Genomic DNA, 14,766 nt, shown 5'->3' with positions numbered 1-14,766 from the left:
TGGACTTAGACATGGCGGAATCTCCTTATGACTCAACCATATACCCCCTAACTGGGTACGTCAAGTATAATATGCCCCCGTGATCATTGCCCTGCTGCTTCTGGTCGGCATTGCCAATGGCCTTGGGGGCCTCGGTTTCCGCCAGCTTGCCGCCAAGGCCATTCCCGCCGAGCGGCGCGGCGCCCTGCTGGCGCTGCGGCTCGCGGCGGGCGGCGGGCTGACGGTCATCCTGCTGCTCTTCTTCTATCTGCAGCATGACACGCCGCGCAGCCTCGACGGCTATGGCTGGAAGCTGCTGCTCGGCGCCGCCTGCCTGGTGCTCGGCGCCCTCGCCATCCTGCTCTTTTTCGAAGTCCGCGGTGCCCGCGGCGGAACGTCTCCCTCGCTTGCCGATGGCTGGCGGCTGACGAAGACCTCGCCCTGGTTCCGGCGCTATCTCTCGATGCGCGCGGTCGCACAGACCATCGATATGGCGGTGCCGTTCTTTGCCATGCATGCGGCCAACGTCACCGATGCGTCCCACGCTCTCGGCCTCTTTGTCGCAGCCTCCACGATCGGTGGCGCGCTGGCGGGGCTCGGTCTTGCGCGCGTTCTCGACCGTCATGTGCATCTCGTGCTGCGCGCGGCGCCGCTGCTTGCACTTGCCGCGACTGCCTATGCCTTTTTGCTCGACGCCCATCTTGGCTGGCGCACGGCGGAGGCTTACGCCCCGGTTTTCTTTGTCGCCGCGGTGGCGGGCCAGTCCTACTGGCTGGCCTGCGACACGCTGGCGCTGCGGCATCTCACGCTGGCCGAGCTGCCGGCGGGCAGCGGCCTGGCCGGAGCGGTCGCGAGCGTCTCGGCCATGGTGATGGCCTTCGTGTTCGGCCTGATCGCCCATGGCAGCCACATGCTGGCGTCGCTTGCCGCGCTCGCCCTGCTGCTTGTGCTGTCGCTGCTGTATGTCGAGCGGGTCATCCGCCTGCCGGCCCGGGCCGCGGCGCAGGCGGCATAAAAAAAGACCCCAGTCGCCACGTTCGGGCGGCGAGAGGGGCCATCAAGTCAAAGGGAGGAAACACCCAAAAGGGCCGAGCCCGGCAGCGCCGGTCTCGCGCGAGGGTGTACTGCGGTACGGCTGCGGCCGGAAGGTTGGAATCCGGTAACCCGGTGAATGCGGCGGCTCAGGCCAGCCAGCGCTTGCGGCGGCGGTAATGCTTCACGGCGTGGTAATCCACCCGACCGGCACCGCCGAGGTAGAATTCCTGCACGTCGGGATTGGCTTTCAGCGTTTCGGCGCTGCCGCTCATCACCACGCGGCCGTTCTCGATCAGATAGGCATGGTCGACGATTTCGAGCGCCGCGGTGGCATTCTGCTCGACCAGCAGGACGCCCATCCCGCGCTCGCGGTTGATCCGGCTGATCGTGCCGAAGATTTCGTCCACCAGATAGGGCGCGAGCCCGAGGCTCGGTTCGTCCAGCATCAGCAGCTTGGGTTCCGTCATCAGCGCGCGGCCGATGGCCAGCATCTGCTGCTCGCCGCCCGAGAGATAGCCCGCCTTGGCATTGGCGCGCTGGCCCAGGCGCGGGAAAAAGGCGAACACCATCTCCATCAGCTCGGCGACCTTCTGCCGGCTGCGGTGCATGGAGGCGGCGGCAATGAGATTTTCCGCCGGCGTGAGATGGCCGAAGACGCGGCGGCCTTCCAGCACCTGGACGATGCCGAGCCGCACGCGCTGCGGCGCTGAAAGCGCGGCGATATCCTGTCCCTGGAACAGGATATTGCCGCGCGTCACTTCTCCGCGTTCGGGTTTCAGCAGGCCCGAGACGGTCTTGAGGGTCGTGCTCTTACCGGCGCCGTTGGCTCCGAGGAGGGCAACCGCGCCTCCCTCGGGTACCGTCAGCGAGACGCCCTTGATCGCCTGGAAGACGCGATCGTAGGCGACTTCGATGTTTTCCAGCGCCAGCAGCACGGTCATTTCCCCGACGTCTTGAACTCTTCCGCGTTCTTGCGGACCAGCTCCCAGACGAGATCCTGGGACGCCGCATACCAGTCGGTCTTCGGCACCCACTTGGAGCCGTCCCACTGGGAGATGCGGCCCTTGCCGCCGCCCTGATGGTCCTTGGCGGTGATGGTCACCGGCGGGATCAGTCCCTGGGCATCGAAATCCTTGATGCTCTCGAGGCCGGCCTTGAGCTGGGCGCCGGTGAGCGGACCGTTCGGATTCTTCTCCAGCGCGAGCCGGATGCCTTCCGCGACCAGCGCCGCGCCGGCAACGCCGATGTTGTAGTAGGTCGAGCCCACCTTGGCGGCCGGTCCCGCGCCTTTGCCCTTGGCGACGACTTCCGTCTCGATCGCCTTGATCACGGCGGCATCCTTGCCGTAGGCGGCACCCTCGAAGCGCAGTACGCCCTTCGAGGCCTCCTTGCCGGCGATTTCCGTGTCAACCTCGGAGAGCCAGATCACCGACAGCAGGCGGTCGAGCTTGATGCCGTTGCGGATGGCTTCGCGCAGCGAAACGGTCTGGCCGCCGCCGGCGCCCCAGATCACCGTCCAGTCCGGCTGGAAGCGGCGCACCGCCGTCCAGGTCGCCGACTGCTCGTTGCCCGGCGAGGGATAGGGGTAGATACCGAGCTCATAGCCTTCCTTCTCGGCCAGCGCCTGGAAGATCGGCTGCGGCTCGCGGCCGAAGGGCGAGTCGATGCCGACCAGCGCGATCTTCTTGCCCTTCAGGTTCCCTTTTTCCTGCTCCTTGATGTACTGCAGGATGTTCGTTGCCTGCGACCAGTAGAGCGGCGTCATGGGGAAGATGTAGGGGAAGGTCTCGCCATCCGCTGCATCCGAGCGGCCATGGAACAGGGTCAGCATGTTGACCTGATCCTTCAGCGCGCGCGGCACCACGGCGCGCGACACCGGCGTGGACAGGAAGTCCACCAGAACCGCGCCTTCATTCTTCATGCGCTCGTAGGCCTCGATGCCGCGCTGCGGCTGGTTGGCGGTATCGACCACTTCAGCCTGGATCTTGTGGCCCTTGATGCCGCCGCGCTCGTTGATCAGCGTGAAATAGTCCCGCTGGCCCTGGTTGTAGTCCGAGGTGACGAAGGTATAGACGGCGGTGAAATCCTGGGCGAGGCCGATCTTGATGACCTTGTCCTGTGCCATAGCGCTGCCGGTCGTGACGGCCAAGGCCGCCGCTCCCAGCAGGTTCAATGCAATCCTGTTCATGGCGTTCTCCCTTCACTCTGTGGTTATGGTTTTACGCAACTCAACGCCTCACCGGCGGGCATGCCGGAAAGGCCACACCAGAAAATAATTGCGGATATTGTCGTAGATCTTGGCGAGGCCGAGCGGCTCGAACAGCAGGAAGCCGACGATCAGGCCGCCGTAGAGGATCAGCGGAATGAGGGCGAGCACTTCCGGCGACAGCGACAGGCCGATCGCAGCCACGAACCAGCCGACGAAGTTGTTCAGCACGATGGGGGCCAGCAGCACCAGCGCCGCGCCGAAGAAGCTGCCGAGGATCGAACCCATGCCGCCGACGATCACCATGGCGACCGCCTGGATCGAAACGTCGAGATGGAACTGCTCCGGGGTCACGGCGCGGTAATAGCAGAAGGCCAGCACCGCGCCGGACACGCCGCCGAGGAAGGACGAGACCCAGAAGGCCACCAGCTTGTAGTAGAACGGATTGACGCCGATGATCGCGGCCGCGAAATCCTTCTCCCGCACGGCGACCAGCGCGCGGCCGAAGCTGGTGCGCTTCACGTTGAGCATGAAGATCGTCACCAGCGCACAGACGGCGAGCGCCACCCAGTAGCGGCCGGCATCCGAATCGACGGGGAAGCCGAGGATGCGGATCACCGGGGTCTGCAGGGTGGCCTGGCTGCCGCCGCTGATCGCCGGCACATGCGAGATGATCCAGTCGATCATGTACTGCATGGCCAGCGTGGAGACCGCGAGATAGAGGCCCTTCACCCGCAGTGCCGCCGCGCCGAAGATCATGCCGATCAGGGCGGAAAGCAGGCCGGCGAGCAGCAGCGCCAGTTCGAAAGGAACGCCGGCGCGGGCGAGATGGATGGCGCTGTAGGCGCCGATCGCCATAACCGCGGCGAAGCCGAGATGGATCTGCCCGGCCCAGCCCATCAGCAGATTGAGCGACAGGGCGGCCGTGGCCCAGATGATCCAGGGCAGCATGTAGCTGCCGAGATAGAGCGGAGACAGATAGAACGGCGCGGTAATGCCGAGGATGACCGCCGCGATGACGAGATAGCGGTCGAAGGGCACCGGCCAGAGCTGGCGGTCGGCCGCGTAGGAGACGTGCTTGATGCCGGAGAGGCGGTAGAACATCGCTTACACCCGCTCGATGTCTTCGCGGCCGAACAGGCCGTGAGGGCGGAAGATCACCGTCAGCAGAATCACCATCGATGCCACCACGTCGCGGCTGCCGCCGCCGACGTAAGGGTCGAGATAGGCCGGGATCACGCTTTCCAGGACTCCGAGGATCATGCCGGCGATCAGCACGCCGAAGATGCTGTCCAGTCCGCCGAGGATGGCGACTGCCAGCGCCTTGAGCAGCAGCAGCGACAGCGTCCAGTCGACGCCCTGCACCGAGCCCCAGAGAATGCCGCCGGAGGCCGCCGCGACGCCCGCCATGCCCCAGGACAGGCCGATGGCGCGCTCCACCGATATGCCGACCGACCAAGAGGCGGTCTGGTCGTCGGATACGGCGCGCAGCACGGTACCGATGCGGGTGCCGAAGAACAGCATCGACAGCAGCACGAGGCCGAGCGCCACGCCGCCCGAGACCAGATAGGCGGTGTTGATCAGCATCGGGCCGATGATGACCGGCGCCTGCGGGATGCCGAGATCGAGGCGCTTGACCACCGAGCCGAAGATCGCCGGCACCAGGCCGCGCAGCAGGATTTCGAGGCCGAGCGTGAGCATGATCACCATGATCACCGGCTGGCCGATCATCGGGCGCAGGGCGACGCGCTCGATGCCGGCGCCGATGAAGAACATGGCAATCAGGCTGAGCGGCACCGCGATCCAGAGCGGAACGCCGGCCAGCGTGAGCAGCGCCCAGGCGATATAGGCGCCGGCCATGGCCAGCGCGCCCTGGGCGAGATTGGCGATGCCGGAGGATTTGAAAATCAGCACGATGCCGAGCGCGACCAGCGTGTACATCAGGCCGATCAGGACGCCGTTTACCGCCAGTTCGAGGAGGAAATAGATGTCCATGATCTGCCTCAGGCCACGCTGCGCAGGGCCAGCTGGCGTTTCAGCACGCCGGTGGCGCCGGTTTCGTAGGTGATGCGGGTCTCGAATTCGACCGACTCGCCGCTGCCGTACAGAGCCTCGATCACGGGCGCGTAGCGCTCGTCGATGACGTTGCGGCGCAGCTTGCGGGTGCGGGTCACCTCGCCGTCATCAGGGTCGAATTCCTTCGGCAGGTTGACGAAGCGGCGGATCGCCAGACCCGGCGGCAGCAGGGAATTGACGTGGCGTACGACGCCGGCGATCAGCTCGACGACAGCCGGCTGCTGCGAGAGATCGGCATAGGAGGTGTAGGTGACGCCGTTCTCCTCCGCCCAGTGGCCCACGGCGGCCATGTCGATGCAGATCATGGCGGCCAGGTGCGGGCGGGCGGCGCCGATCACCGCGGCATCCTTCACATAGGCGCTGAACTTCAGGCGATTTTCGATATAGGTCGGGATGTAGCGTTCGCCGGCGGCGGTGTGCACCACCTCGCTGACGCGGCCGAGCACGACCAGATCGCCGTCCTCCTCCAGATACCCCGCGTCGCCGGTATGCAGCCAGCCGCCGGCCATGGCGGCGGCCGTGGAGGCCTCGTCATTGAGGTAACCGTCGAAGACGCTGTCGGCGCGGATGAGGATCTCGCCATCCTCGGCGATCCTGATCTCGACGCCGGGCAGCGGCTGGCCGACCGTGTGCAGTTTCACCTTGCCGCTCGCCTGTGCCGCCGTCAGCGCCGCATTCTCGGTCTGGCCGTAGAACTGCTTCAGGTCGAGGCCGAGCGCGCGGAAGAACAGGAAGGTGTCTTCGCCGATCGCCTCGCCGGCCGTATAGGGGCGCCGCGCGCGGGCGAGGCCAAGATGGTCGCGCAGGGGCGCATAGACCAGCCATTCGCCGATGCAGCGCAGGATCCTGCGGCCGAGGGTCGGTGCGCGCCCCTCCAGCCGGTCACGCTCCATGGCGATCGCCAGCGGCATGAAATAGTCGAACAGCCGGCGTTTCAGCGGCGACGATTCCGCCATGCCGACCTGCACATGGGTCAGCATGCCGTCCCAGGAGCGCGGCGAGGCGAAATAGACCATCGGGGCCACTTCACGCAGGTTGGCCAGCACCGTGTCCTGACGCTCGGGGATGTTGACGCAGAAGCGCAGCGCGATGCCGCCGGCCACCGTGAAGACGAAATCTCCGACCCAGGCCACCGGCAGATAGGCCATCAGCTCGTCGCGGGTCTGGAAATAGTCGGCCTTGGCGGCGTTGCGCACGGCGGCCAGCGCGCGGCGATGCTGCAGCACGATGCCTTTCGGCTTGCCGGTGGTGCCCGAGGAATGCAGCAGGACGGCGGCATCGTCGGGCCGGGCGCGACTGATCAGGTCGTCGCGGAGGCCGGGCTCCGCAGCGAGGCGGGCGGCGCCTTGGGCGATGAGATCGTCCCAGGACACCAGGCCAGGCTGCTTGTAGCCTCGCAGGCCGCGCGGATCGTCATAGATGATGATCTCGGGCAGGCCGGTCTCCGTCCGTAGCTCGAGCAGCTTGTCGACCTGTTCCTGGTCCTCGGCCAGCGCGAAGCGCGCCTTGCTGCTGGCGGCGAAGAAGCGGATCTCCTCGGGCGGCAGGTCGGAAAAGACCGGCGTTGGCAGGCCGCGCAGCATGCCGGCGCCGATCATGCCGAAATAGAGCCGTGGCCGGTTGTCGCCGATCACCAGCAGGCCTTCGCCGGCGCGGAAGCCCATCGCCTCGAGGCCGGCGGCGAAGCCGAGCGCCGCATCGAGATACTGCCGCCAGGTGAACTCCTTCCAGATGCCATGCTCGCGCTCGCGCATGGCGACTTCCTGCGGATGCGCCGCCGCATTGGCGGCCAGCAGCGAGACGAGCGTCCCGCCATCCATGCCGGCATGGATGCGCGGCACCGCTCCGGTATCGCTGGCCAGCGCCTCAAGCCGCATGGCGGTTCCTGCTCCCGAGATAGGCCTCGATGACCTTCTGGTCGGCCAGCGCGTCGGCCGGCCGGCCTTCGGCAATCTTCTCGCCGTAGCAGAGCACGGTCATCTGGTCGCAGATCGCCGCCACCACATCCATGTGATGCTCGATCAGCAGGACGGTCAGGCCGCGTTCCTCGCGCGCATCGAGAATGAAGCGCGCCATGTATTCCTTTTCCTCCTGGTTCATGCCGGCCATCGGCTCGTCCAGGATCAGCAGGCGCGGCTGCGCCACCAGGGCGCGGGCCAGCTCGATCCGCTTCTGCAGGCCGAGCGGAACCGTCTCGATCGGCTCGCTGCGCACGTCCTGCAGCTGCAGGAAGTCGATCACTTCCTCGACGACTTCGCGTTCGCGGATTTCGTCACGCTGCGCCCACCACCAGTAAAGCAGCGTGCTCAGGGCGCGCGGGCGCATATGGATGTGGCGTCCCATCATGATGTTGTCGAGGACGCTCATGCCGCGGAACAGCGCGAGGTTCTGGAAGGTGCGGGCAATGCCGAGCTTCGCCACGGTATGCGGCTTGCGTCCGGTGATGTCCCGGCCTTCGAACAGGATGCGGCCCTGCTGCGGCGGATAGAAGCCGGTGACGGCATTGACCAGGGTGGTCTTGCCGCTGCCATTGGGCCCGACCAGGCCATAGATCTGCCCCGGAGCGATCGACAGCGACACGTCCTTCAGCGCGACCAGGCCGCCGAATTTGCGTACCACACCCTGGCATTCCAGACTGGTTGCCGCCGCTTCCATTCCGTCTCCTCCCGGACTGACGCGTCCGTGTCAGCAGCTTCAGCTTGTTGATTGCCGTGCTGGTCCATATTTCGGACCGCATTGATTCTGCTGCTGATCGGATGGATGATAAACATGCAGGCAGCGCGGGTGCAAGCGACGTTGCAGGTTTGCGCTTGCGATGTCTGCGGTCCACTATGTGGACTACCACAGGGGAGGGAAAACGGTGCAGACCGCCGTTGCGGAAGCCAGCGCGACAGGAACGCAGAGCCTGGAACGCGCCATCACGCTGCTGCAGGAGCTGGCGAGCCATGGCAGCCGCGGCGCACGCCTGACCGACCTCGTCAGCGATACCGGTTTCAGCAAGGGCACCGTGCGGCGCCTGCTGGCGACGCTGATCCGCCAGGGCATGGTCGAGCAGAGCGAGACGTCCCGGCGCTATTTCCTCGGCAGCGAGCTCTTCTTTCTCGGCAGCGTCGCGGCGTCGCGCATTTCCCTGAACAGCCTGCCGGAACACAAGCTGCATCGCCTGGCGGCGCTGGCGCCGGCGAAATATGCCGGCAGCGGAATCAGGCTGGCGCATCTTCTGTGCGACCGTCATGCCGAAGCCGGGCGCGATGCCCCGCCGGCCATGCTGCATGAAAGCGCGGCCGGCCGCTCCTCGCGCCTCACCTATGGAGAACTGGCGGATTACTCGCGGCGCTTCGCCAGCGTGCTGCGCGATCTCGGCGTCACCAGGGGCACGCCCGTCGTCATCCATCTGCCCAAGGGGCCGGAATACCTGATCGCGACCCTGGCGCTGTGGCGGCTGGCCGCCGTCCAGGTGCCGCTCTTCACCACCCTGGGCCCGCAGGCCATCGCCTACCGGCTGGAGCATAGCGGCGCGAAGGTGATCGTCAGCAACGGCGCCGGGCGCGCCAAGCTGCCGCAGGATGAAAGCCTGCGCGTCGTCTCGGTGGAAGGCGAGGGCGGAACGGCGATCGGTGACCGCGACGTTTCCTTCTGGCTGGCGCTGCATGCCGCCCGCCCGCTGGAGGCGGATGCAACGATGGACGGCGACGATCCCTTCGTCCTGCTCTACACGATCAGCGGCCGCGACGTGCCGCGCGGCCTGCCGGTGCCCGTCAGGGCCCTCGCCTGCCTGGAGCAGCATATGCTGGTCGGGCTGGATGCGCGCGACGACGACGTCTATTGGAACATCTCCGACCCGGGCTGGGCGGCGGGTCTCTATTACGCCGTGATCGGCCCGCTGCTGCTCGGCCGCACCGTTCTGTTCTGCGACGGGCCGTTCGATGTCGCGCAGGTCTACCGCGTGCTGGTGAAATACGGCGTCACCAATCTGCTGGCAGCCCCGGGCTGGTATCAGGAAATGCGCGACGCCCAGGCGGTCTGTCCGCCGCCCTCGGGCCTGCGGCTGCGCGTCGCTTCCAGCGTCGGCGGCGCCCTGCCGCAGGCTTTGGTCGACTGGGCAAAGTCAGCGCTCGATATCGAACTGCACAATCTGTACGGCCAAGCGGAACTCGGGCTTGCGGTGATCAACCATCATCTGCCGGCCCTGCGCCGCGGCGCGATCCCGGGTTCCATCGGTCGTGCCATGCCGGGACTGCGCGTGGTGGTGCTGGACGGCGATGGCCGGGAGCTGCCGCCGGGTGCGGAAGGCGAGCTTGCGGTCGATACCGAGAAGTCGCCGCTCTTCTGGTTCCAGGGCTATCACCGCGATGCTGCGGCGACGGCGCGCCGGTTCCGCCATGGCGGGCGGTTCTACCTGACCGGCGATCTGGTGCGAATCGATGCCGATGGCAACGTGCTGTATCTCGGCCTGATGGATGATGCAATTCACAGCGCCGGCTACCTGATCGGACCGGTGGAGATCGAACGCATCCTGCTGTCCCATCCCGCCATCGCCCAAGCAGCCGTGGTCGGCCGGCCCGACAAGCTGCTCGGGGAAGTGGCGCGGGCATTTCTGGTGCTGAAGCCGGGACAGACGGGCAGCGCCGAACTCGCGCGCGAGATCGCCGATTTCGTCACCCGGCGCGTCGCCGGACTGAGCTACCCGCCGGAAATCGAGTTCGTCGCCAGCCTCGCGCAGGCCGGCCTCGGCCCGTCGCGTCTTGCCGGCCGCTAGGACGGCTCGGCTGTACTGCGCCGCGCCGCTGGAAAGCATGATTTCTCGATTGGAGCGGGTGAGGGGAATCGAACCCCCGTCGTAAGCTTGGGAAGCTTCTGCTCTACCATTGAGCTACACCCGCGCGTCGCCAAGATAGCGTAAGGCGGCGCGGCGTTTCAACCGCGCGGCGGCCGGGCATGCGGCTTTCCGTCGCGGTTCGTCCGCTTCTCCGATCATCAACCCGGCAATTGTTTGTCCCGGCGCAAGGATCGACTGCACCGGCGTAGGCATCCTCCGGCCCGGGCGCGCCGCTCCGGATGGAGAAGTGTGCCTGCCCGGCTGCGGCAGCGATGCCCCGGGGGATATCGGGATATGACGGATTGCCGCAGGTAGCCGGCGGTCCGGAACTGGAGACATGACGATGACCAGCACCAAGAAACTCTGGAGCCTGCTGGGCCTCCTTCTGGCGGTTTCCTTCAGCGTCCTGCTGTGGAGCGGCAACCAGATTTACCAGAATGCGCCGCCGATGCCGGAGCAGGTGGTGACCGACGGCGGCAATGTCGTCTACACGAGAGCGGACATCGAGAAGGGTCGCCAGGTCTGGCAGTCGATGGGCGGCATGCAGCTCGGCTCCATCTGGGGGCATGGCGGCTATGTCGCGCCCGACTGGAGCGCCGACTGGCTGCATCGGGAAATCCTCGCGCTGATGGACATCTGGGCGCGGCGCGATTTCGGCACCGGCTACGAGCATCTCAACGGGGAGCAGCAGTCGTCGCTGCAGAATCGGGTGCGCTCCAGCATGCGCGTCAACAGCTATGATCCCGATACCGGCACGATCAGGCTGAGCGCGGACCGCGCCGCGGCCATCGCTGCGGTTTCGCGGCATTACGAAAGCCTGTTCGGCAACGATCCGGCGACGGCCGGCCTGCGCGAAGCCTACGCCATGAAGAACGATACCGTGCCCGATCCCGAACTCCGGCGGGCGCTGCCTGCCTTCTTCTGGTGGACCGCCTGGGCGGCTGCAACCGAGCGGCCAAATGACAGCATCACCTATACCAACAACTGGCCGAGCGAGCCGCTGATCGGTAACCGGCCGCCTGCCAGCACCTTCCTCTGGTCGGTCTTCAGCGTGCTGTTCCTGCTCGCCGGCATCGGCCTGCTCGGCTGGCACTACGCCGCCACCCATGGCCGCGAGGAGACGCACAGCTTCCCCGAATTCGACCCGATGCGGCATGTCACGGTGACGCCGTCCATGCGGGCCACTGCGAAATATTTCTGGGTGCTGCTGGCGCTGTTCCTGGTGCAGATCCTGCTCGGGGCGATGACGGCGCATTACCAGGTCGAGGGTCAGCTGGTTTACGGCTATGAGCTGGCCGAGGTGCTGCCGTACTCGATCACGCGGACCTGGCATACCCAGCTGGCGGTGCTGTGGATTGCGGTCGCCTGGCTCGGCACCGGCCTCTACATCGCGCCGGCCATCTCGGGCTACGAGCCGCCCTTCCAGAGGCTCGGCGTGAACTTCCTCTGGGTCTGCCTGCTGATCATCGTTGTCGGCTCCTTCGCCGGCCAGTGGATGGCGGTCATGCAGACTCTCGGCCTCGAGAACAATTTCTGGTTAGGTCACCAGGGCTGGGAATATGCCGACATGGGCCGCTTCTGGCAGGTCTTCCTGTTCATCGGCCTGATGCTGTGGCTGTTCCTGGTCGGCCGTGCGCTGTGGCCGACGCTGATGCAGAAGTCGGAAGCGCGCTCCATCGTCGGCCTGCTGTTCCTGTCCACCGTCGCGATCGGCCTGTTCTTCGGCGCGGCGCTGATGTGGGGCGAGCATACCCATATCTCGATGGTGGAATACTGGCGCTGGTGGCTGGTCCACCTCTGGGTCGAGGGCTTCTTCGAAGTCTTCGCCACGGCGGTGATCGCCTTCCTGTTCACGCGCCTCGGTCTCCTGAAGGTGACGACGGCCAGCGTGGCGGTCCTGTTCGCGACCATCGTGTTCATGGGTGGCGGCGTGCTGGGAACGCTGCATCACCTCTACTTCGCCGGTTCGCCGACTCCGGTTCTGGCGCTGGGGGCCAGCTTCTCGGCTCTGGAAGTGGTGCCGCTCGCCTATATCGGCTTCGAGGCCTACCACAACTACCGGCTCGGCAAGGCCACGCCGTGGATGCAGCGCTACCGCTGGCCGGTGATGTTCTTCATCGCCGTCGCCTTCTGGAATCTGGTCGGTGCCGGACTGTTCGGCTTCCTGATCAACCCGCCGCTGTCGCTGTACTACATGCAGGGGCTGAATCTCACCCCGCTGCATGGCCATACTGCCCTGTTCGGCGTCTATGGCATGCTCGGCATCGGCCTGGTGCTGTTCTGCCTGCGCGGCCTGAAGCCCGACGTGGTCTGGCACGAGGGCCTGCTGAAGAGCAGCTTCTGGTGCTTCAACATCGGTCTGGCACTGATGGCACTGCTCACCCTGCTGCCGCTGGGCACGATGCAGGTCTTCGCCTCGATCGAGCATGGCTACTGGTATGCGCGCTCGGCGGAGTTCATGCAGCAGCCGATCGTCGACCTGCTGGTCTGGATGCGGGTGCCGGGCGACACGATCTTCGCCATCGGCGCACTGATCCTAGCAGCCTTCATTGCCGGCCTGTGGGTGTTCCCGCGCCGCGAGGACGCACTGCCCGCGCGTGGCTTCGGGCAGGGTCATGTCGGGACTGCAGCGAGGCCGGGCGAGTAAGCTGCGGGCGTGAGGTGAGTGCGTTCTACGCCGAGATCCGCCTCGTCCATGTCGCGGCGGTGCTGTTCAGCGGCGGTCTGTTCCTGGTGCGCGGCCTGGGGCTCGTAATGGGCTCCGGCTGGCCCAGGGCAGCGCTGCTGCGCTACCTGAGCTACACGAACGACACGGTGCTGCTCACAGCGGCGCTGATGCTGATGACCATCGTGCAGCAGTATCCCTTCGCCGATGCCTGGCTGACCGCGAAGGTGCTGCTGCTGGTCGTCTACATCGTGCTCGGGGCGATGGCCTTCCGGTCGGGAACCGGCCGGGCGCGGCGGGTCGGTCTGTGGCTGGCGGCGCTGGCGGTCTACGGCTTCATTATCTCGGTCGCCCGCGCCCATGATCCGCTCGGCTTTCTCGCCGACTGGATGGCCTGAGGCGCCTCGCCGGGTACCAGCGATCCGAGTCCGAACAGCCTGTCCAGCTCTTCCCGCCCGCGCCGGGTCAGGGTGACGGCGCGGCTGTCGGGCCGGCGGATGAGCCAGCCGAGTTCGAAGCAGCGGCTGGCGATGGCGGCGCCGAGGCTGCCGGCGAGATGCGGCACGCGCTCGCTCCAGTCCAGGCAGGGGCGGGCGAAGCCGCGGCGCTGGCGCGCGACGCTGTCGACGTCGATGCCCATTTCGGCAAAGAGCTGCCGGCCGGCCCGGGTAACCTGAAAATCCTCCGCTGGTCCGGCCGGTGCAATCAGGCAGTCGCGCTGCAGCAGGCGGTCGAACAGGCGCACGCCGAGCCGGCCAGCGAGATGGTCGTAGCAGGTGCGCGCCTCACGCAGTTCGGCGGTCAGCCTGGGGCTGTGGCGATGCGGTGCCATCACCCGCTCCCCCGCCAGTGCCATCATGCTCTCGATCGCGCAGGCCACAAGGCCGTTGGAAAGGCGGTAATAGCGGTGCCGTCCCTGGCTGGCGACATCGAGCAGCTGCGCGTCCACCAGCTTGGCGAGATGGCCGCTGGTGGTCTGCGGCGTGACGCCGGCCGCCAGCGCGAGTTCCTTGGCGGTGCGGGCGCGGCCATCCATCAGCACGCGCAGGATGTTGGCGCGGGCCGGATCGCCGAACAGGGCGGCGATGGTGGCGAATTGCGGTTCGGTGCTGCTCATGGGTGAAGTCTAGGGGCAGCATCCGCGGGCAGCAATCGCGGATGCTTCGGTGCGAACCGAAGCATCATGCCGGCATCGGCCATTAGGGTTGCGCCATGTCGCGCATTTCGAAAGCCATCGTGTTTCCGTCCGGTGTCCATGTCCTGCCCGATGCCCGGCAGCGCCGGTCATGGCTGCGGCTGCCGGGGCGGTTTTTCGCCCTGATCGTCGCTGCCCAGCGCCTCGCGCGCGAGCGGCAGGAGCTGGCCGAACTGGATGCCGCGCAGCTCCGCGATGCCGGCCTCACCGAGGCAGACCGACGGGCCGCGCTGCACAAGCTGGTCTGGCGCCGCTGATACCGAAAACAGCCTTCCCGCAGATCAGATCGGAAAGATCAGGCAGGTGGTCGTGCCGGTGGCGTAGAGCTTGCCGTTGGCGTCGACGATGCGGCCTTCCGCCGTGCCGACCCGGCTGCCGACCTGGATCGCCTTGCCCTTGGCATAGACGGCGCCGATCTGGTCGGTGATCGCGCGCACCAGGCTGACCTTGTATTCCAGCGTGGTGTAGCCCATGCCCTTCGGCAGCAGCGACTGCACCGCGCAGGACATGCAGCTGTCCAGCAGCGTGCCCGCGAAACCGCCATGCACCGAGCCAATCGGATTGTAATGCTGCCGTTCCGGCCGGGCGCCGAACACGACGCGTCCCGGCTCGGCCTCATCGACCCACATATTCATCAGCCTGGCGATCGGGGCGCCGGGCAGCTTGCCGGCCATCATGTCGCGGAAAAGCTCGATGCCGCTGCGGGCGCGCAACGGGCATATTATACTTGACGTACCCAGTTAGGGGGTATATGGTTGAGTCATAAGGAGATTCCGCCATGTCTAAGTCCA

General features: G+C 66.5%; 13 protein-coding genes and 1 tRNA gene. 5 read left to right on the top strand and 9 right to left on the bottom strand.

Annotated elements, in window-relative coordinates:
• The first annotated feature begins 79 nt into the window (after window positions 1-79).
• Window positions 80-994 carry a hypothetical protein gene (locus Q0603_RS18260; RefSeq protein WP_298728402.1) on the top strand — a complete coding sequence of 305 codons (915 nt, stop codon included), beginning with the start codon at window positions 80-82 and terminating at the stop codon, window positions 992-994.
• A 166-nt stretch (window positions 995-1,160) separates the two neighbouring features.
• On the opposite strand, the gene Q0603_RS18255 is transcribed toward Q0603_RS18260, so the two are convergent.
• The 6 genes from Q0603_RS18255 to Q0603_RS18230 are packed head-to-tail and all read right to left on the bottom strand — an operon-like array spanning window position 1,161 to window position 7,951.
• Window positions 1,161-1,955: an ABC transporter ATP-binding protein gene (locus tag Q0603_RS18255; protein ID WP_298728400.1), complete on the bottom strand. Its 795-nt coding sequence runs from the start codon at window positions 1,953-1,955 to the stop codon at window positions 1,161-1,163.
• Window positions 1,952-3,202 carry an ABC transporter substrate-binding protein gene (locus Q0603_RS18250; RefSeq protein WP_298728398.1) on the bottom strand — a complete coding sequence of 417 codons (1,251 nt, stop codon included), beginning with the start codon at window positions 3,200-3,202 and terminating at the stop codon, window positions 1,952-1,954. Before Q0603_RS18250 ends, Q0603_RS18255 begins: the two co-directional genes overlap by 4 nt.
• A gap of 48 nt (window positions 3,203-3,250) precedes the next feature.
• On the bottom strand, window positions 3,251-4,324 hold the full coding sequence (locus Q0603_RS18245; protein ID WP_298728396.1) for a branched-chain amino acid ABC transporter permease: 1,074 nt from the start codon (window positions 4,322-4,324) through the stop codon (window positions 3,251-3,253).
• Window positions 4,325-4,327: 3 nt separating this feature from the next.
• Window positions 4,328-5,215 carry a branched-chain amino acid ABC transporter permease gene (locus Q0603_RS18240; RefSeq protein WP_298728395.1) on the bottom strand — a complete coding sequence of 296 codons (888 nt, stop codon included), beginning with the start codon at window positions 5,213-5,215 and terminating at the stop codon, window positions 4,328-4,330.
• 8 nt (window positions 5,216-5,223) lie between these two features.
• Window positions 5,224-7,173 (bottom strand): AMP-binding protein, encoded by a 1,950-nt coding sequence (locus Q0603_RS18235; RefSeq protein ID WP_298728393.1) that lies wholly within the window; start codon window positions 7,171-7,173, stop codon window positions 5,224-5,226.
• On the bottom strand, window positions 7,163-7,951 hold the full coding sequence (locus Q0603_RS18230; RefSeq protein WP_298728391.1) for an ABC transporter ATP-binding protein: 789 nt from the start codon (window positions 7,949-7,951) through the stop codon (window positions 7,163-7,165). Before Q0603_RS18230 ends, Q0603_RS18235 begins: the two co-directional genes overlap by 11 nt.
• 205 nt (window positions 7,952-8,156) lie before the next feature.
• On the opposite strand from Q0603_RS18230, the gene Q0603_RS18225 reads away from it, so the two are divergent.
• The gene (locus Q0603_RS18225) at window positions 8,157-10,055 is read left to right on the top strand and encodes an AMP-binding protein (RefSeq protein ID WP_298728389.1); all 1,899 of its coding nucleotides are present in this window, start codon (window positions 8,157-8,159) and stop codon (window positions 10,053-10,055) included.
• A gap of 50 nt (window positions 10,056-10,105) precedes the next feature.
• On the opposite strand, the gene Q0603_RS18220 is transcribed toward Q0603_RS18225, so the two are convergent.
• Window positions 10,106-10,179 (bottom strand) — tRNA-Gly (locus Q0603_RS18220).
• A gap of 279 nt (window positions 10,180-10,458) precedes the next feature.
• On the opposite strand from Q0603_RS18220, the gene Q0603_RS18215 reads away from it, so the two are divergent.
• Window positions 10,459-12,762: a nitric-oxide reductase large subunit gene (locus Q0603_RS18215; protein WP_298728388.1), complete on the top strand. Its 2,304-nt coding sequence runs from the start codon at window positions 10,459-10,461 to the stop codon at window positions 12,760-12,762.
• A 14-nt stretch (window positions 12,763-12,776) separates the two neighbouring features.
• Window positions 12,777-13,178 carry a SirB2 family protein gene (locus Q0603_RS18210; RefSeq protein WP_298728387.1) on the top strand — a complete coding sequence of 134 codons (402 nt, stop codon included), beginning with the start codon at window positions 12,777-12,779 and terminating at the stop codon, window positions 13,176-13,178.
• On the opposite strand, the gene Q0603_RS18205 is transcribed toward Q0603_RS18210, so the two are convergent.
• Entirely contained in the window at window positions 13,109-13,897 is a 789-nt protein-coding gene (locus Q0603_RS18205; protein ID WP_298728385.1) for a winged helix-turn-helix domain-containing protein, read from the bottom strand. The genes Q0603_RS18210 and Q0603_RS18205 overlap by 70 nt on opposite strands.
• Window positions 13,898-13,992: 95 nt before the next feature.
• Between Q0603_RS18205 and Q0603_RS18200 the strand changes: the two genes are divergently transcribed.
• Window positions 13,993-14,232, top strand: coding sequence for a DUF1127 domain-containing protein (locus Q0603_RS18200; protein WP_298728383.1), 240 nt, complete (start codon window positions 13,993-13,995; stop codon window positions 14,230-14,232).
• Window positions 14,233-14,256: 24 nt separating this feature from the next.
• Here the strand turns inward: Q0603_RS18200 and Q0603_RS18195 are convergent, their stop codons facing one another.
• Window positions 14,257-14,688 (bottom strand): PaaI family thioesterase, encoded by a 432-nt coding sequence (locus tag Q0603_RS18195; RefSeq protein WP_298728380.1) that lies wholly within the window; start codon window positions 14,686-14,688, stop codon window positions 14,257-14,259.
• Window positions 14,689-14,766 lie beyond the last annotated feature (78 nt).

This window comes from uncultured Ferrovibrio sp., assembly GCF_937960835.1.
Taxonomy (GTDB): domain Bacteria; phylum Pseudomonadota; class Alphaproteobacteria; order Ferrovibrionales; family Ferrovibrionaceae; genus Ferrovibrio.
Note: the sequence above shows the minus strand (reverse complement) of the source record. Positions and strands in the feature narration are given on the sequence as shown.